This is a genomic window from Photorhabdus aegyptia (genome assembly GCF_000612035.1).
Taxonomy (GTDB): Bacteria; Pseudomonadota; Gammaproteobacteria; order Enterobacterales; family Enterobacteriaceae; genus Photorhabdus; species Photorhabdus akhurstii.
The window spans coordinates 73,547-91,226 of the sequence record NZ_JFGV01000012.1 but is presented as its reverse complement, the minus strand read 5'-3'; the positions used below and the strand labels follow the sequence as shown (position 1 = coordinate 91,226).

Annotated in this window: 20 protein-coding genes; 7 read left to right on the top strand and 13 right to left on the bottom strand. The window is 41.3% G+C overall.

What is annotated here, in order from left to right; genetic code table 11:
• Nucleotides 1-17: 17 nt before the first annotated feature.
• Nucleotides 18-1,058, bottom strand: a complete 1,041-nt coding sequence (gene mutY / locus BA1DRAFT_RS05620) for an A/G-specific adenine glycosylase (RefSeq protein WP_036776904.1) — start codon at nucleotides 1,056-1,058, stop codon at nucleotides 18-20.
• 379 nt (nucleotides 1,059-1,437) lie between these two features.
• On the opposite strand from mutY, the gene trmB reads away from it, so the two are divergent.
• From trmB to BA1DRAFT_RS05595, 5 genes are all read left to right on the top strand, one after another.
• On the top strand, nucleotides 1,438-2,157 hold the full coding sequence (gene trmB / locus BA1DRAFT_RS05615; protein ID WP_036776903.1) for a tRNA (guanosine(46)-N7)-methyltransferase TrmB: 720 nt from the start codon (nucleotides 1,438-1,440) through the stop codon (nucleotides 2,155-2,157).
• Nucleotides 2,157-2,483: a YggL family protein gene (locus BA1DRAFT_RS05610; RefSeq protein WP_036776901.1), complete on the top strand. Its 327-nt coding sequence runs from the start codon at nucleotides 2,157-2,159 to the stop codon at nucleotides 2,481-2,483. Before trmB ends, BA1DRAFT_RS05610 begins: the two co-directional genes overlap by 1 nt.
• A 206-nt stretch (nucleotides 2,484-2,689) precedes the next feature.
• Nucleotides 2,690-3,616 carry a glutaminase B gene (gene glsB, locus BA1DRAFT_RS05605; protein ID WP_036776900.1) on the top strand — a complete coding sequence of 309 codons (927 nt, stop codon included), beginning with the start codon at nucleotides 2,690-2,692 and terminating at the stop codon, nucleotides 3,614-3,616.
• 47 nt (nucleotides 3,617-3,663) lie between these two features.
• Nucleotides 3,664-4,386, top strand: a complete 723-nt coding sequence (locus BA1DRAFT_RS05600) for a YggN family protein (protein ID WP_036776899.1) — start codon at nucleotides 3,664-3,666, stop codon at nucleotides 4,384-4,386.
• A 117-nt stretch (nucleotides 4,387-4,503) separates the two neighbouring features.
• Complete coding sequence (locus BA1DRAFT_RS05595) at nucleotides 4,504-5,469, top strand: siderophore ABC transporter substrate-binding protein (protein WP_036776898.1); 966 nt, start codon at nucleotides 4,504-4,506, stop codon at nucleotides 5,467-5,469.
• Nucleotides 5,470-5,987: 518 nt separating this feature from the next.
• Here BA1DRAFT_RS05595 and BA1DRAFT_RS05590 read toward each other — a convergent pair.
• The 6 genes from BA1DRAFT_RS05590 to BA1DRAFT_RS05565 all read right to left on the bottom strand — a co-directional run bounded on the left by BA1DRAFT_RS05590 (nucleotide 5,988) and on the right by BA1DRAFT_RS05565 (nucleotide 11,098).
• Entirely contained in the window at nucleotides 5,988-6,521 is a 534-nt protein-coding gene (locus BA1DRAFT_RS05590; RefSeq protein ID WP_235200974.1) for a hypothetical protein, read from the bottom strand.
• Nucleotides 6,522-7,245: 724 nt separating this feature from the next.
• Nucleotides 7,246-8,376: a radical SAM family heme chaperone HemW gene (hemW, locus tag BA1DRAFT_RS05585; RefSeq protein ID WP_036776897.1), complete on the bottom strand. Its 1,131-nt coding sequence runs from the start codon at nucleotides 8,374-8,376 to the stop codon at nucleotides 7,246-7,248.
• Nucleotides 8,369-8,962, bottom strand: coding sequence for an XTP/dITP diphosphatase (locus BA1DRAFT_RS05580; RefSeq protein WP_036776896.1), 594 nt, complete (start codon nucleotides 8,960-8,962; stop codon nucleotides 8,369-8,371). The genes hemW and BA1DRAFT_RS05580 overlap by 8 nt, the downstream gene beginning before the upstream one ends.
• 26 nt (nucleotides 8,963-8,988) lie before the next feature.
• Nucleotides 8,989-9,537: a YggT family protein gene (locus BA1DRAFT_RS05575; RefSeq protein ID WP_036776895.1), complete on the bottom strand. Its 549-nt coding sequence runs from the start codon at nucleotides 9,535-9,537 to the stop codon at nucleotides 8,989-8,991.
• 18 nt (nucleotides 9,538-9,555) lie between these two features.
• Nucleotides 9,556-10,377: a pyrroline-5-carboxylate reductase gene (gene proC / locus BA1DRAFT_RS05570; RefSeq protein WP_036776894.1), complete on the bottom strand. Its 822-nt coding sequence runs from the start codon at nucleotides 10,375-10,377 to the stop codon at nucleotides 9,556-9,558.
• A 25-nt stretch (nucleotides 10,378-10,402) separates the two neighbouring features.
• On the bottom strand, nucleotides 10,403-11,098 hold the full coding sequence (locus BA1DRAFT_RS05565) for a YggS family pyridoxal phosphate-dependent enzyme (protein WP_036776893.1): 696 nt from the start codon (nucleotides 11,096-11,098) through the stop codon (nucleotides 10,403-10,405).
• 21 nt (nucleotides 11,099-11,119) lie between these two features.
• Between BA1DRAFT_RS05565 and BA1DRAFT_RS05560 the strand changes: the two genes are divergently transcribed.
• On the top strand, nucleotides 11,120-12,157 hold the full coding sequence (locus tag BA1DRAFT_RS05560) for a type IV pilus twitching motility protein PilT (protein WP_036776892.1): 1,038 nt from the start codon (nucleotides 11,120-11,122) through the stop codon (nucleotides 12,155-12,157).
• A 51-nt stretch (nucleotides 12,158-12,208) separates the two neighbouring features.
• Here the strand turns inward: BA1DRAFT_RS05560 and ruvX are convergent, their stop codons facing one another.
• From ruvX to rsmE, 4 genes are all read right to left on the bottom strand, one after another.
• Nucleotides 12,209-12,628 carry a Holliday junction resolvase RuvX gene (gene ruvX, locus BA1DRAFT_RS05555; protein ID WP_036776891.1) on the bottom strand — a complete coding sequence of 140 codons (420 nt, stop codon included), beginning with the start codon at nucleotides 12,626-12,628 and terminating at the stop codon, nucleotides 12,209-12,211.
• Nucleotides 12,629-13,192, bottom strand: coding sequence for a YqgE/AlgH family protein (locus BA1DRAFT_RS05550; RefSeq protein WP_036776889.1), 564 nt, complete (start codon nucleotides 13,190-13,192; stop codon nucleotides 12,629-12,631).
• 108 nt (nucleotides 13,193-13,300) lie between these two features.
• Nucleotides 13,301-14,251: a glutathione synthase gene (gene gshB, locus BA1DRAFT_RS05545; RefSeq protein ID WP_036776888.1), complete on the bottom strand. Its 951-nt coding sequence runs from the start codon at nucleotides 14,249-14,251 to the stop codon at nucleotides 13,301-13,303.
• Nucleotides 14,252-14,260: 9 nt separating this feature from the next.
• Entirely contained in the window at nucleotides 14,261-14,992 is a 732-nt protein-coding gene (gene rsmE, locus BA1DRAFT_RS05540) for a 16S rRNA (uracil(1498)-N(3))-methyltransferase (RefSeq protein WP_036776886.1), read from the bottom strand.
• A gap of 293 nt (nucleotides 14,993-15,285) precedes the next feature.
• Here rsmE and BA1DRAFT_RS05535 point away from each other — a divergent pair, with 293 nt between their 5' ends.
• Nucleotides 15,286-15,942, top strand: a complete 657-nt coding sequence (locus tag BA1DRAFT_RS05535) for a prepilin peptidase (RefSeq protein WP_082303640.1) — start codon at nucleotides 15,286-15,288, stop codon at nucleotides 15,940-15,942.
• Between the two features lie 80 nt (nucleotides 15,943-16,022).
• On the opposite strand, the gene BA1DRAFT_RS05530 is transcribed toward BA1DRAFT_RS05535, so the two are convergent.
• Nucleotides 16,023-16,664: a DsbA family protein gene (locus BA1DRAFT_RS05530; protein WP_036776884.1), complete on the bottom strand. Its 642-nt coding sequence runs from the start codon at nucleotides 16,662-16,664 to the stop codon at nucleotides 16,023-16,025.
• A 31-nt stretch (nucleotides 16,665-16,695) separates the two neighbouring features.
• The gene (locus tag BA1DRAFT_RS05525) at nucleotides 16,696-17,580 is read right to left on the bottom strand and encodes an MBL fold metallo-hydrolase (RefSeq protein ID WP_036776883.1); all 885 of its coding nucleotides are present in this window, start codon (nucleotides 17,578-17,580) and stop codon (nucleotides 16,696-16,698) included.
• Nucleotides 17,581-17,680: the final 100 nt, after the last annotated feature.

The following is a 17,680-nucleotide window of genomic DNA, read 5'->3' as shown; positions in this document are numbered from 1 at the left end:
AAATAGTGGGTATGAGATTAGCTTAGTTGCTGTAATAGATATTCAACTGGTGCTGCCAGCCCAACAGTCGCGGGTTGCTGTAAGTTATACCAAAGTCCTTTATTTTCATCCATGCAGGTAGTAAAGGATAAAATATTTATTTTTATCGGCACAATATCTAGATGAAAATGGCTAAATGTGTGGCGGAATGCGGTGAGTTGTTCATGTTTACTATGAGAAATACCTGATTGCTCTAACCAGCCATTTAGTAAATCCATGCTTTCAAACTGAGGAAACGCAAACAAACCACCCCAGATCCCCGTTGGTGGGCGTTGTTCCAGCCAGACAGCATCATTATTCTGCATCAGCAGGAAATAAGCTGTTTTCTCAGGAATACTCTGTTTAGGTTTTCTACCTGGATATTTGGTCCAGCTATGGTTAGCGTAAGCGATACATCCTTGATTTAATGGGCAGATTTCACATTTCGGCTTGCTGCGAGTGCAAACCATTGCGCCTAAGTCCATCATCGCCTGATTAAAATATTCCACCTCTTGCGCCGGCGTTACATTGGTGCTGATTTGCCAAAGGTTGCTTTCAACCTCTTTTTTACCTGGCCAACCTTCCACGGCATAACAGCGGGCTAATACCCGTTTAACGTTGCCATCAAGAATTGGGAAATGTTTACCTTGAGAAAGTGAAAGGATTGCCCCCGCTGTTGAACGACCAACGCCAGGTAGGGCGACAACATCTTCAAAAGTTGTTGGGAATTGACCTTGGTGCAACTCCACAACTTGTTGTGCTGCTTTATGTAAATTACGAGCGCGAGCGTAGTAACCAAGGCCGGTCCACAAATGTAGGACTTCATCAAGGGGGGCTGCGGCAAGTGAAGTCACATCGGGAAAACGTGAAATAAAGCGCTGAAAATAGGGAATGACCGTCGCAACCTGAGTTTGTTGCAACATCACTTCTGAAAGCCAGACGTGATAAGAGGTCTTTTCCAATTGCCAGGGCAGGGTTTTACGACCGTAACGATGGTACCAATCTAGTACCACTGCGGAGAATTGCTTTGCTTCCATCATTGGGATAATTGTCTTTAGGGAAAATCAGTGTTTCGTGAATAGGATTGCAACATAGTGTAACCTCGCTGTAAACCGGAACTTTGTTTTCGCAGCGCTACGCAATTTCGTATTAAATTCCGTATTAAAATTGTACTTGTCACGATCGGACTTGCTAAAATCGCCCATCTTTGGATAATGCGCTCTCTTTTATACCCAATGGATTTCAAGATGCATCGCGACGGCAAGGGAGCGAATCCCCGGGAGCATAGGTAACTATGTGACCGGGGTGAGTGAGTGCAGCCAACAAAGAGGCAACTTGAAAGATGACGGGGATAGGTGGTTTGCTGGTAAAGCAGCCATAAGCGGCTGAATAAATGCTTTTAAAACTGACAGAAATACCATGATAAATAACGTAATTTCGCCGGAATTTGATGAAAATGGCAGGGCGTTGCGCCGTGTTAGGAGTTTTGTTCGTCGTCAGGGCCGGTTAACTAATCGTCAGCAACAAGCACTTGATAATCTCTGGCCAAAAATAGGTGTTGAGTATCAGGCAGAAAAGCTGGAGCTGGCAGCACTTTTTGGGCGAGAAGCCCCGGTGGTGTTGGAAATTGGCTTTGGCATGGGGGCATCCCTTGTCACAATGGCAAGTCAGAATCCAGAAAAAGATTTTCTTGGGATTGAAGTTCATGCGCCTGGCGTTGGCGCTTGTCTGGCTTCCGCAGAAGATGAAAATATCGGTAACTTGCGGGTGATGTGCCATGACGCGATTGAAGTGCTGGAAAACATGATCCCGGATAATAGTTTGGAAATGGTACAGCTTTTCTTTCCGGATCCGTGGCATAAAGCACGTCATAATAAACGCAGGATTGTACAGCCGCCATTTGCTGAATTGATAAGAAGCAAGTTGAAAGTGGGTGGCGTATTCCATATGGCGACTGATTGGCAGCCATATGCTGAGCATATGTTGGAAGTGATGAATGGCGTAGATAATTACCTTAATTTGTCTGAGGATGGTGATTATGTACCGCGTCCATCTTCACGCCCGATAACGAAATTTGAATTGCGCGGTCAGCGGTTGGGGCATGGCGTGTGGGACATAATGTTTAAGAGGATTAAGTAATGGCTAAAAACCGCAGTCGTCGTTTGCGTAAGAAGATGCATATTGATGAATTTAAGGAGTTAGGTTTTTCTGTTAAGTGGAGTTTCCCATCTAATACACCTGTAGATGTTATCGATAGCACTGTTGATGCATTTATTGATGAGCTGATTGAATCTAATGGCTTAGCATTGGATGCCAGCGGTTATCTGCATTGGGAAGGTTTAATCTGTTTGCAAAAAATTGGTATGTGTACAGAAGAGCATCGCCAATTGGTTGAAAAGTGGTTGAAGGATCGCGGTATGGAAGATGTCATGACTTCCGAATTGTTTGATGTTTGGTGGGATTGATTAATCTATACCCTATGGATTTCAAGATGGATAGCGACGGCAAGGGAGCGAATCCCCGGGAGCATAGAGAACTATGTGACCGGGGTGAGTACAGCCAACAAAGAGGCAACTTGAAAGATAACGGGTATATCGCTATAAAATAGCTTGCATGAATTACAACAGGGGTCTCTGGTGATTAGTGAGTGCCCCTGTCTGGAGTAAAATCAGTGAGTACAACGTTCTCTAATACGTTATTGTCGGATATTTTGCGACAAGTTCGTCCCCTGATTGGCCAAGGGAAAGTGGCAAATTATATTCCTGCATTGGCGGAAGTTCCTGCTGATAATCTGGCAATAGCCATCTGTACCATCGATGGGCAGATATTCCGTGCCGGAGATGCTGAGAAGCGTTTTTCGATTCAATCTATTTCTAAGGTATTAAGCCTGACTCTAGCCATGACGCGTTATCAGGAACAAGAGATCTGGCAACGGGTCGGGCAGGAACCCTCAGGTCAGCCATTTAACTCGTTAGTTCAATTGGAACTGGAAAAAGGCAAACCCCGTAACCCTTTTATTAACGCGGGTGCATTAATTGTCTGTGACATGTTGCAGTCGCGATTGAGTGCGCCTAAACAGCGTATGCTGGAAGTGGTGCGCAAACTTGCTGGTTGCCCTGATATTTGTTACGACAGCAAAGTTTCCCGTTCTGAAATGGAACATTCTCACCGCAATGCGGCGATTGCCTATCTGATGAAATCCTTCGGTAATTTCGATAATGATGTGCTCGCGGTACTGCAAACTTATTTTCATTATTGCGCTTTGAAAATGAACTGTATTGAGCTTGCTAAATGTTTTATTTATTTGGCGAATCAGGGGAGTACGATAGGCTCTGAGCAGCAAATCCTTAGTCCACGTCAGGCCCGGCAGATTAATGCACTGATGATGACCTGTGGTATGTATGATGGTTCCGGCGAGTTTGCATTCAGGATTGGCATGCCAGGAAAATCGGGCGTTGGTGGTGGGATCGTATGTGTCGTGCCGGGAGAGTTTACTGTTGCTGTCTGGTCACCGGAATTGGATCGATCGGGGAACTCTTTGGCGGGTTGTGCTGCCCTAGAATTGTTAGCCGATCGTGTTGGGCGATCCGTTTTTTAACTCTCAATCCATTTTTTAATTCTCAGGTGATTTTCTTAGGAGAAAACATGTTACGCAAAATTATCACTGTTGCATCTTTGCTATTTGTTGCTCAGGCTCAGGCAGGTTATGAATGCCAGGTAAATCCACAGAATGACATTATTATTACTTCTCAATCAGTTCAGGTTGTGGGGGCAAGTGGCAATCTCCAGATTTCACCGGATGGTTCAGTAACTCGCGATGGTAAGAACTTAAGTTTAAATACTGAACAGCGTCAGAAAGCACAACGTTATCAGCAGACTTTGCGGCAGGATTTGCCTTGGATTAAGCAAGAAACCGGAAAACATCTGATAACGGCTCGTAAATCCTTGGATAAAGTGGTAGTGGATACTATCGGTAAGGATAGCAATGTGCGTAACCGGTTGTCTGAGCTTGAGTCAGGGCTTAATCAGCAAATAAACCGAATCATTGAAACTCGCGCTGATGGTATGGCATTCCACCATCAAGCAATTAAGCAGGTTGAAAAAGATAGCCGTAGCTTAATTGAGCAAAATCTTGGTGGGGTGTTACAGGACAGTATAAATGAGATCGGCAATAAACAATTTAGCCTGAATGGTGATAATAATCAGGCATTACAATCGTTGCTTGGTAGTTTGGGTGGATTGCAGAATAATTTGAAAGCTGAATGGCGGACTCAGGAAGAAGATTTCCAGCGTTTTGGCAAAGAGGTTTGCGGTAAGGTCAGTGGCCTTGAGCAACAAAGAATTGAGTTACTGAATTCTATTAAATAACTGCTAATAATCACAAATAAGAATCAATTTGAAATTGATTCTTATTTAGATTGACATATTTTTTTCGCTACCTAGAATGCAAATGTTTACTAAATATCCTTTCTTGGAGTGCGATATATGAAAAAGATAATCCCTGTCGTTCTGGTATCGTTATTTGCTGTTGCAAGCCATTCCGCATTTAGTCAGGAATCTTCTGTAGTTACACCAAATATAGTTACCCCAAATGTAGTTACAGCTCAGACTAATGATAAGATCACAGTTAAGCACCTTTCCGGTGAAACTGAAGTCAAAAAAAATCCTCAGAAAGTCGTTTCATTTGATTTCGGTATTTATGATTCATTAGTTAAATTAGGTTTATCAGATAGGGTTGTTGCATTACCTACTGGTAATACGCCTGAATATCTCCGTAATAGCTTACCTAAAGGGGTAGAAAATGCGGGGGGTATGAAAGAGCCAAATCTGGAAAAATTGGCGCAAATTAAACCTGATTTGATCGTTATTAGCGGGCGTCAAACTTCTTCCTATGAAAAGCTGTCAAAAATAGCACCGACAATTAATCTGGGAATTGATAGCAAAAATTATCTGGCTTCAGTTGAAAGTAACATAACGTTATTAGGTGAATTGTTTAATAAACAGAGTGAAGTAAAAGATCAGCTTGTTGAGCTGGAAAAAACCATTGCTAAAGCTCAGGATAAAGCTAAATCTTCTGATGCAAAAGTTTTAGTATTACTGCATAACGCAGGTAAATTAGCTCTGAATGACCAGAGCGTAGTGTATGACGTGGTTAAGGCACAGAAAGCAGAAGTATCTATTCCTGCTGGTGAAGATAAAAACAAATTTGTTGTAGTGACTTCTGATATGATTGCTAAAGCCAATCCTGATGTGATTCTCATTATTGACCGTAGTGAAGCAATTGGCGCAGGTAAGCTGAACAAAGAAAAATTTGAAGATGATAAAATAAAATCTACTTCGGCGTATAAGAATGGCAAAATCACTTACCTGAAATCTGATCTGTGGTATTTATCGGGCGGTGGTTTGGAAAGCTTAACTGCACAAGTTAATGCTGTAGCTGATGCCCTTTAATCAGGTCATGCGCCATTTTGAATTTGAATAGTGATTGAAGTTCCACAATGGATTGTTTTAGATTTGGTCTGACAGTTATCGGTTATTTTATGCTGGTGACTGTCAGGTTTTTGGTCTAAATCTTGCCCGATTGGGGCAATATTATATGAGTAGTTGGCTTATTATTCGTATTTTCAGTATTAATAATTTAAAAGATAGACAAATCTTTTCTATTCAAAACAATGTCTTATCTATTCATAAAATAAAAATTTAATCTGTTATAATAATGGTGTGAAAACTAATGTTGTTATTAAGAAATAATAAATGTATTTCTGTTATATATAATTGGACAGAGAAATTATTTGTAGATATTAATGGTGATTATTATATTGAATTTACAAGGTGAAAACATTATTTGTTTTATATTTTAGCGTCTGATTTATTCGAGTTTATAATATGAAGGATGATATTTATATTGAAAGGAACTTATAATAAATAATAAGTTCCTTGATAATTAAATGAGATTACAGATAAAGGTTTTATGAACAAGTATTAGCCGCGTCTACAGAGTCAAGGGCCAATCTGGCTATAGCAGGACCCGCTAGTGCTATTTCTGCAATAAATGCAGCTCCACCTGTAGCAAACCATATGGTTAATTGTGCGATTGCAGTTATTCCAGTAATCATCCAATTGTACCAATGCATTGTCTCTTTTAAGCAATCAGTTATTCCAGAAATACCTATATCATCCTTAACTTTAGCAATTAATGACCAGGTATGCTTTGATTTATCAGTAATAGAATTCGAATTCTTAAGGTCATGAACGATAGTCAATAACTCATGTATAGCCTCATGACCTAATTTTTTCAATAATATCTGTGTGGCTGATTCTCTTTCAAGTTTATGTATGCCCATGAATTTAAATGCAAGTTTAAAAGCATCTGCGACAACTATACCAATTGCATGAATGCATGGAGATTCACCTGCGTACTCTATTAATTTTGATCTTCCATCAGTGTCAGTTGGAGCTGAATTATTAAAATGCAATCTCTTGTAAGCATCATTTACAACCATGTCAAAACTAATATTTTCTTTTTGATGATCCTAAAGTTGATCATAAAAATCTTTATAATACGGCGTCAGTGCTGTAGCGAGGTCTTCTTTGGATAAAGTATATAACATTTCTTTATTTTCAATGTTAATTTTTTACCTCAATCAAAGTGAAATTAAAAATAATGTTTTAAATGTTCGTGCTTATAAATAAAAATACAAGCAACCAAACACAAATTAAATATAGTCGTATTTGAGATAATTTAAATGATATTATTGTGTCGTAATTCACATATATTAAAATTAATCTTGTGTAAAATATGGTTTTATTAAATTTTAATTAATACTCTTATTGATGGTCGATATTAACTATTATCTACATGGATAAATATATTTTTAGGGTAGGTGGATTAATAAATTTTTATATTATTATTTTTATATTATATTTGTTGATTTATTTTTCTATATATCGAGTTTTTATCATTGAAAATTAAATTGTGGATTATTATTTCAATATTAATGCCTTGGTTAAGTTATAAATTAGATATTATTTAAATTTGGGAGGCAATTACTCCTCTGAAAGGAACAGAAATCCAACATGGGGCAATCAGTCGCCACCGTCTAATGGAGTCCCCACCGAAGTTCAGTGGGGGAAATGTATTATGAATAGAAACGAAACCAATGGCGGTATCAATTTTATGCAAAGATAATCTTTACGGAGCTGAATTTTCCAAAGGCAATTTCTGTACTAGAGAAATAGTTCCAATAATGAATTTAGGAACAGTTTCCCTTTCTGCGTAATTTGCCAATGTGTTGCTGTTTCAGAGAGATAACCTGCGGCTAAGGCTTGTTCAATTTGAGTACGGATTGAGGTTTCAGATAACCCAGTGAAATCACTGAAATCTTGTTTTGGCATCATTTCCAGTAGACGGAATCGGTTCATAAAAAATTCAAATGGCCGATCTTCATTTTCTACTTGATGTTGTTTATCCAGATAGCGTCCTTGCATATATCCACGGGGATGTTTGGTTTTCACTGTGCGCAGAATACGGCCATCTTCAAATGTGATTTTTCCATGAGCGCCACAGCCAATGCCAAGGTAATCTCCAAAGCGCCAGTAGTTGAGATTATGCTGGCATTGATAGCCTGGTTTAGCATAAGCAGAAGTTTCATATTGCTGATAACCTGCTGCTGTCAGCAATTGATGACCTTGTGAAAAGATATCCCATAAAGCGTCATCGTCGGGCAGAACAGGAGGGCGAGAGCCAAAGCTGGTATTAGGTTCAATAGTCAACTGATACCATGAAAGATGCGGTGGTGATAGCGCGATTGCCTGACGTAAATCATCCAGCGCTTCATCAAGGCTTTGGTTCGGCAAACCATGCATCAAATCCAGATTAAAACTGCGTAGCCCCAGACTAGCGGCTAAATGTGCTGCCCGTTTAGCTTCATCCGGCCCGTGAATACGGCCAAGGCGTGCCAGTTTATCCGGGCTGAAACTCTGCACGCCAATGGATATTCGGTTAATCCCCGCTTGCTGATAACCACTAAAACGATCGGCTTCCACAGTACCCGGATTGGCCTCCATAGTAATTTCAGCTTGCGGCGATACCGGTAGGAGAGCACGAACACCATCCAGCAATTGTTGCATTGCCTGTGAGCTAAGCAGGCTGGGGGTTCCACCACCAATAAATATAGTGGTAATTTCCCGTCCGTTGACCATTGGCAGATCTGTTTTCAGATCTGCTAATAAATGGTCAACATATTCCTGATGCGGAACATCACCTTTCAATGCATGAGAGTTGAAATCACAGTAAGGACACTTTTGTACACACCACGGAATATGGATATAAAGACTTAGTGGCGGGAATTTAAGCATTACTGAGTGTATCCAACATCATCTTTAGTGCCTGACCACGGTGCGAAACGGCATTTTTTTGTTCACCCGTTAATTCAGCGGCAGTACAGCCTAATTCCGGTATGTAGAAGATGGGATCATAACCAAATCCCCCATTACCGACAGGTTGACGTGCGATAACTCCCGGCCAGCGGCCATGAAATACCAGCGGTGTTGGATCTTCGGCATGGCGCATATAAACCAGCACACAGTTAAACTGAGCTTGACGTTGATCATCAGGAACATCTTTCATCGTATCTAGCAGTTTTTCTAGATTTTGCTGATCGGTGCTGTTTTCACCTGCATAGCGGGCTGAATAGATACCTGGAGCGCCGCCAAGGATGTCTACGGATAGACCAGAGTCATCCGCAATCGCCGGTAGTCCGGTAACTTGTGCGGCGTGGCGAGCTTTAAGAAGGGCATTTTCAATAAATGTCAGCCCGGTCTCTTCGGCTGAATCTACGCCTAATTCAGTTTGAGCAACAATATCCAGTCCAAAATCAGCCAGTAATTGTGCCAGTTCACGAACTTTTCCGGGGTTGCCGGTTGCCAGAACGACTTTTTGCATTATTTTGAATCCAATTTAATTCTTATTTACTGTATCAGCCATGAAAGAACATCAGCGCGAAGATAGTTCAGGGCGTAGAGGATCAAAATGACTATCATTGCTGAAAAATCAAGGCCGCCCATTGTTGGGATAATACGGCGGATAGGCGCCATCAACGGTTCTGTCAGTTGCATCAAAACATAGTCAATCGGATTGCGCCCCTGACTTATCCAGCTTAGTAGAGCACGAGCCAGCACTAACCAAAATACCAGTTTACCTGCTGCTGTCAGCAATTCGATTAACCCGACAGGAAGGAAAAGTGTGTGGAAAGCAAGCGAACCGGTATTGAACCAAAGTTGCATGATAAATTTAAACACTACCAGAACATAAGCGACAACAATGGAGGCAGTATCAAGCGAACCAATAGCCGGTATGACCCGGCGTAATGGCCGAACGATCGGTTGAGTTATTTTCACAATAAATTGGGCAAATGGGTTATAAAAATCACAACGAGCCCATTGCATCCATACACGAAGTAATAAAACAGCGATGTATAAATCCAGAACTGTGGATAGAATAAAGTGTAAAAATTGCATTTAGCAGCCTTGATAAAATTAAAATTGTTTTTCCATTTCCTGCGCCCGGCGAATAGCCGCCTGCATAGCGTTGGATACAGTTTCCGGCAATTTGCCTTCATAAAAGATACGTAATGCTTCCGCAGTAGTACCGCCTTTAGATGTTACCTGTTCACGCAGGGTTGCAAAAGGGAGATCTACGTTTGATGCGGCCAGTGCCGCAGAACCTATTGCCGTTTGCAAAACAATTTCACGGGCTGTCTGGCTATCAAAACCTAAACGTTCTGCTTCCTGTTGCATTGACTCCATAAATAGGAAGAAATAAGCGGGCGCACTGCCTGCTACGGCGATAATGTCATTGATGCCGTTTTCATCTTTTACCCAGTAAGTTTTACCGACACTGTTCATTAATGCTTGAGTGAAATTACGGTCAGACTGGCTGACTTGTTCAGATGCGAATAATCCACTCAACCCCTGACCAATTAACGCCGGTGTGTTTGGCATGATACGGATAATATTGAGTTTGTCTTGTAATAAAGCATCAAAGCGTGCAACGGAAATACCTGAGGCGATAGATAGAATCAGCTTATTACTGAAATCTACCTTTTCTTGCAGAGTCTGACAAACATCTGCCATCATTTGCGGTTTTACCGCCAGAACAACAACGTCGGCTTCCTGTGCGTAGTGAATATTGTCACTACCGCTGTTAACGCCATACTCTTTTGCTAGTGCATCACGGCGAGTATTACTTGGTGCGCAGACATTAATCAGCTCAGCAGGATACCCTCCTTTTACTAATCCGGCTATGATGGCGTGAGCCATATTACCTGCACCAATAAAGGTAATTTTACGTTTTTCCATTAAATACCTCGTAGCGTTGAAATGGTTAATTGTGATACTGACGCGCACCGAAAATTGCTGTTCCAATTCGTACTAATGTGGAACCACAATTAATCGCAGCAGCCATATCATCAGTCATCCCCATTGATAGGGTATCTATTTGAGAATATTTAGTTTTCAGGTTAAGGAAAGCTTGCTCCATTCTCCTGAAAACCACCAATTGACGTTCATAGTCAGGTTCCGGCGCTGGGATTGCCATTAAACCCCGAAGCCTTACGTTTGGTAGTTTGTTCACTTCGGCAGCCAGAGTAGGTAGCTCATCAAGTTGAATACCTGATTTGCTCTTTTCATCACTGATATTTATTTGAATAAGAATATTCAGCGGTTCCATTCCCTTCGGGCGTTGTTCGTTCAAGCGTTGTGCTATTTTTAAGCGGTCAATGGTATGGCACCAGTTAAAACTTTCTGCCACCAAACGGCTTTTATTAGACTGCAACGGACCAATAAAGTGCCATATCAAATCATTATGATTGGCAAAATGAGCAATTTTTTCTACACCTTCCTGCACATAATTTTCACCAAAATGACGTTGCCCGGCAGCGATTGCTTTTTCGAGATCTTCCACAGGTTTGGTTTTACTGACTGCAAGCAAGGTAATTTCTTCTGGAGCGCGTTCGCATTTTTGTGCGGCAATGGCTATGTGGGTCCTGACATCTTGTAAATTTTGTTCAATATTGTTCATGGTGACTCAGGAGATTAAAAAATGAATATGGATAAGCTAGTGGCCCTTAGTGTAAAGCATAATGCTTCGGATCTGCATCTTTGTATTGGACAAGTTCCCGTATTACGTATAAATGGAGTGCTTTGCCCACAAACTCAACTGCCATCTGTAAATAATCTATTGTTGGAAGAGTGGAGTAGACAATTTTTATCAGAAAATCAGCGACAACAGCTATTAACTGGTGGACATGTGGATTTTGCGTTGGAGACAGAAAATGGCCAACGATTGAGAGGCAACATCTTTCGTCAGCACTCCGGGTTGTCAGCCGTTTTGCGTTTAATTCACGCTCAGTGTTCAACTCTGGAACAGCTAAAAGCGCCTGAAATTATCCGTAAAATGGCTTTGCGGGAAGAGAGTGGGTTGATTCTGGTGACTGGCGCTACAGGCAGCGGGAAGTCGACAACGTTAACTGCCATTGTGGATATGCTGAACAGCCACAGTTGTCAGCACATTATTACATTGGAAGATCCCGTTGAATTTATCCACCACAGCCGCAATTGTTTGATACAACAACGACAAATTGGATTGGATTCGCCCAGTTATCAGGCAGCGCTAAAAGGGGCGCTCCGGCAAGATCCTGATGTATTGTTGTTGGGGGAGTTGCGGGATAAGGAGACAATACGCTTGGCGTTAACTGCGGCAGAGACTGGGCATTTGGTATTGTCGACTTTGCATACCAGCGGTGCTGTACAGGCAATTGACCGATTGGTAGATATTTTCTCTGCCGAAGAAAAAGGGTGGGTACGTAGTCAGCTAGCAGGCAGTTTGAAAGCGGTGATAGCCCAGCAATTAGTTTCTGCTCAGGGAGGAGGGCGAGTCGCTATATATGAAATATTGGTAGTTAATCAGGCTGTGAGCCATTTGATACGAGAAGGAAAAAATCATCAAATAACAACGCTTATGCAGACGGGCGCTGCCAGTGGGATGCAAACCTACGAGCAAGGCTGGCAGCAGCGTAAATTGCAGGGATTACTGGCAGAGCAAACGGAGAGGAAGATTAAAGAAAATGCTATCAGTTAATCGCGAATCGTGGTTATACGATTGCTGTTAGTTGATCGCTATTAATAACGTTTAATAGTGCTGTTCAAACCAGCTTTCCAGAATAATAACAGCGGAAGTAGCATCTACTTTTCCTTTACTTAAGGCTTTATAACCACCTCGGTCGAACAGATGAGCACGGGCTTCAACAGTTGTCAGGCGTTCATCTTGGAGTTGAACTTGTACGCCAAACCGGCCATGCAGCCGGTTTGCAAATTTACGTGCTTGCGCTGTGACTAATTGCTCAGTGCCATCCATATTAAGGGGAAGACCAACGATAACTAAATCGGGTTGCCACTCTTGAAGTAATTTTTCGATTTGTTGCCAATTGGGGATACCATCTGTGGCTTTAAACGAGGTTAATGCTCTGGCGGTACCCGTGATTTCTTGCCCGATGGCTGCGCCGATGCTGCGGGTGCCAAAATCGAAAGCCATTATTGTACGGTTACTCATCTACGCATGTCCTGCTTGTGGCGCAATATTGTAGATATTGATACCGAGTAAAGATGCAGCTTCACGCCAGCGGTCCGCAATAGGGGAGTTGAAAATAATATGTGGATCAGCGTTTGCTGTTAGCCAGCTATTCTCCATTATCTCTTTTTCAAGTTGGCCTTTTTCCCAACTGGCATACCCCAATGTGACCAATATCTGTTTTGGTTGGCGTGGTGTACCCAAGGTTTCAAGGACATCTTTGGATGTGGTGATCATTGTGTCATCGGAAATTTTGATACTTGAACTGAAACCTGGTCTTGGTGTGTGCAATATAAAACCATGATCTTCAGCCAGTGGGCCGCCAGTCATGACCGGTTTGTTTAGACTGATGTTTTCATCCCGATCTTCTGGTGATATTTTCAGCTTTTGTAAAACTTTCCGAACGGAGATTTGCTCAATAGGTTTATTTATCACCAATCCCATAGCCCCATTTTCATTGTGTTCACAAATGTAAACAACTGAGCGTTTGAAATAGGGATCAGATAATGAGGGCATGGCGATAAGAAAATGGTGCTGTAGATTCATTTTATTTCTAGTAATTAACCTTGCTATGTAAGGATTATTTAGCCCACAGTATGTGGGCTAAAAGTATAAATGACAAACCCTGACAGGCAAATTCGCAAAAAGAATTTTTTATTTCTCTAACCGTTCTTCAATCGCATTCATTAACATGCCGATGATTGAAATATCAGGGAAAGCGGCTTCTATCTCACGTGCACAGGTCGGACTGGTGACATTAATTTCAGTCAGTTTGTCACCAATAATGTCCAGACCAACAAAAATTAACCCTTTTTCTTGTAAAGTCGGAGCAACAGCTCTGGCGATAGCCCAGTCACTTTCTGAAAGCGGGCGAGCTTCACCACGGCCGCCCGCGGCAAGATTACCACGGGTTTCACCTTGGGCAGGAATACGAGCCAGACAATAAGGAACGGGTTCGCCGTCGACAATTAATACCCGTTTATCGCCTTCTTTGATGGCCGGTAAGAAATTTTGTGCCATGCAGAAACGATTGCCATGTTCCGTCAAGGTTTCAATAATAACCCCAACGTTTGGGTCATCTTTTTTCAGGCGGAATATCGATGCGCCGCCCATACCATCTAGTGGTTTAAAGATGACATCACCATGTTTCTGGTGAAATTCACGCAACTGAACGGCATTGCGAGTCACTAATGTATCTGGTGTTAAATCAGGGAACCAAGCTGTGAACAGTTTTTCGTTACAATCGCGCAGGCTTTGTGGTTTATTGACAATGAGAGTGCCTTTCTCTTCCGCACGTTCCAAAATATAAGTGGCGTAAATGTATTCAGTATCAAATGGTGGATCTTTACGCATCAGGATGACATCCAATGTTTCCAGTGCCAGATCTTGTTCTCTATTGAATTGATGCCATTGCTGTGGGCTGTTTTCTACCTGCAATAGGCGGGTACGTGCGCGGGCTTCCCCTTGGTGCAGATAGAGATCACTCATCTCCATATAATGGAGCTCCCAGCCGCGGCGTTGCGCTTCCAATAGCATGGCAAAACTGGTGTCTTTCTTGATGTTGATGGATGAAATGGGGTCCATCACTATGCCGAGTTTGATCATTCTTTCTCCTTAACCCAAATCGCCGAAACGCACTTGTAATGCGGTAATTGCGGTGAGCGCTGTCGTTTCTGTTCTCAGCACTCGTGGTCCTAATAGGATATCAGTAAATTGGTAATTAGCTGTCATAGCAATTTCATCTATCGATAATCCACCTTCCGGGCCGATCAGTAAACGTACTCTTTCTACGGGTAAAGGCAGAGTATTGATACTTTGGCTGGCTCGTGGATGTAGATTCAATTTCAAACTGCCATCATCTTCCGCACACCAGTGTTCGAGTTGCATCACTGGGCGAATTTCAGGTATATGGTTGCGACAGCATTGCTCACAGGCGGCAATGGCAATCTTCTGCCATTGTTGAAGTTTTTTAGCCAGCCGTTCTCCATCCAGCTTTACGCCGCAACGTTCAGAAATTAAAGGCGTAATAACATTTACCCCTAGTTCTACAGATTTTTGAATGGTGAATTCCATTTTTTCACCGCGGGATATGACTTGGCCTAGATGGAGATTCAGTGGCGATTCATTATCGGCAAGTTCGCTGTTGCTGATATGTACTTTGACGGATTTTTTGCTAGCTTCGGTGATCTGAGCGTTGAAGATCTGATTGCTGCCATCAAATAGTTGTAACTGTTGGCCATGAGTCATTCTGAGTACCCGCCCGACATGGTTAGCCGCCTCATCACTCAGATAAATTTCAGTATTCGATGAGAGTAATTCCGGGTGATAGATGCGGGGTATGCGCATGTTTTTTTCCTTCCTGCGGGGTATAGATATACATAAGACAATAAATAATGGAGGGTATGATAAGGGAGGCTTAATCAAATTATCAAGCTATCTCGATACGGATTGTTATCTCTGAATAAATGTTGCGAGTCTGCTCGCATATTTATATTTAATTTGACTATTTTATATTTATTTTGTTGTTTTAAAACGTCATTGTTTATTACTATATTTTTATGTCGAAAACATAATTGATATTTGTTTTTTTATTTAATTAAAATATTCATAATGGAATAATTTTGGAGGTGCTTTGTTAAATGGATTTTAACATTAAAATCGTTATTTTGGCTATTTTTGTTGGGATAGTGGCAGGAATAAGTTTGAATAAAATTATATCGGTATTTCCTAAAATTATTTATGGATATGAAAAAATAGATTTTGGTTATTTTCAGGTTGAATTAGTAACACTGTTTATAACTGCTTTTTTTATGATTTGTTTTTCATTGAATTTCCATTTATATGCGGTTTTGATATTTGCTTGGATGTTGATTATACTTTCTTTTATTGATGTAAAAATTAATTTATTGCCAGATACAATAAATTATCCACTTTTATGGTTAGGATTATTATTGAATTTGAATCAAACTTTTGTGCCTATTGAACAAGCTGTAGTCGGTGCTATTGTGGGTTATTTGATTTTATGGTCACTCCATTGGTTATTCAAAATAATTTGTCATAAAGAAGGGTTAGGACATGGTGATTTTAAGTTAATGGCAGCGGTTAGTGCTTGGTTGGGGATTGGTGCAATTCCTTTATTAATGTTTTTATCCTCACTGTTTGGTCTTATTGGGTACTTTTGGATGTGGAGAATACGAGAAAATTACCAAGAGTCTGTTGCTTTTGGTCCCTATATAGCCATTTCTGCGATCATCATGATCTATATGCACTTATTGGGAATGGATGGGTTATTGTGAATGGCGCCCGATAGCTGAAAATGTATGGGCGCCAGTAGTTAAAATTGTGGTATTAAAACGGTGGTATTAAAACGGTGGTATTAAAACTGATAGTGAATCAGCGCATCTTGCCAACGTTTGGGTTGTCCCAAGTATTTATCAAGAGAAATAATAGATAGCTCGTTTCTGTTATTTTCTAAAATAAACGTAGGGAAGCCTGAGCCGCCAACGGTTGCCAACAGTTCACGGCTTTTCCTAATATGTTGGAGACTTTCTGACTCATTATTCAGTGTCAGCTCTTGCTGAAACAGTTCTGAATCAAGCTGTAACTCATTTGCTAAATTCAATAATGTTTCAGTTTCGCTGATTTTTAATCCACGAACATAATGCGCTTTTTGTACTGCCAGTAACATTTCAACACCTTTACCAGCCAACTCTTCTGCTGCAAGAATGGCTGATATTGGTGGTAATGAATCCATAATCAGTGATTTATCATTTAACAGTGTGACATATTGTTCACTGAAAATTTGCCCGGTAAGGCTTGCGATCCGTTTATCCTGACTAAGGACATAATCACGCCATGTGCTGTCTATTTGGCGTCTGTTATCCCCTGTCAGCATTCCGCCGCCATGCAATTCAATTTTCACATTTGCGACCTCTTTTGCTGCTTGTATCAGAGAGGAAACGCCATAACACCAGCCACATAGTGGATCGTAGATATAATGCAGAGTCATTCCGGGCATATTACTTATTCCTGAAAAAGAGTTAATTTACTTATTGGGGCCACTTCATTTCGCCTTTCAGCACTTTGGCGCTTAACTCGAGACTGGATTTGTCTGCAAGTTTTGGATAGTGCTTTTCCATTGCGGCTATTAGCGCTTTTGAATCTTTCGCTTTTGCCAGCTCTTTCTCAAAAATAGTCAGGTACTTTTGCGTGAAATTAACGGATTCTAACGTCATTGGTGTGTTACCAATGAAATGTCCTGGAACCACAATTGTTGGTTTCAGCTCTTTTATACGATCTAATGTCTGCATCCAGTTTTTACGGGACTCTTTAGTCTGTGTATCTGCTATCCAGACATGAATGTTGCCTGAAACGGTGACACCGCCTACTACCGCTTTTAATTTTGGTATCCAAACAAAAGTACGGTCAGCCGCGGGGCCATCAAGACCTTCGACGATTAACTTCTCACCGTCAACCGTAAAAGTGTTACCTTCCAACGGTTGCGGCACGATAACTTTTTTGGGGGCTTGTTCTTTCAGAACACCTCCCCAATAAGCCAGTTTGCCATCTTTGGTCTTTTTGATTTCTTTAATGGTTTCTGGTGATGCAATGACTTTTGCGTTAGGGAACGCTTTGGTCAGTACATCAAGGCCAAAATAGAAATCAGGATCAGACTGACTGATATAGATAGTTGTCAGTTTTCTGCCGGTATACTTAATTCTTCTGGCCAGTGCTTCAGCGTCATTTTTTTGGAACTGAGCATCGATCAGTACAACTTCTCTATCACCGATGATGAGCTCAGAAGAGACGGGAAATACGCTTCTTTCACCTGGATTGAAAACATCCAGTTTTAGGTTAGTGGCTTGTGCCAGAGAAATGGTACCCAAGGAAAGGATACCTGCCAGCGCAATATTTAGTGTTGTTTTGCGAGTCATGATTGAATTCCTGATGTTGTGTCAATGAGGTTCATAATAAGTTGCGTTTTTCGATGAAAAAACCGCATAATTGGCAATTATTTGTTGCATAAATCGAGCT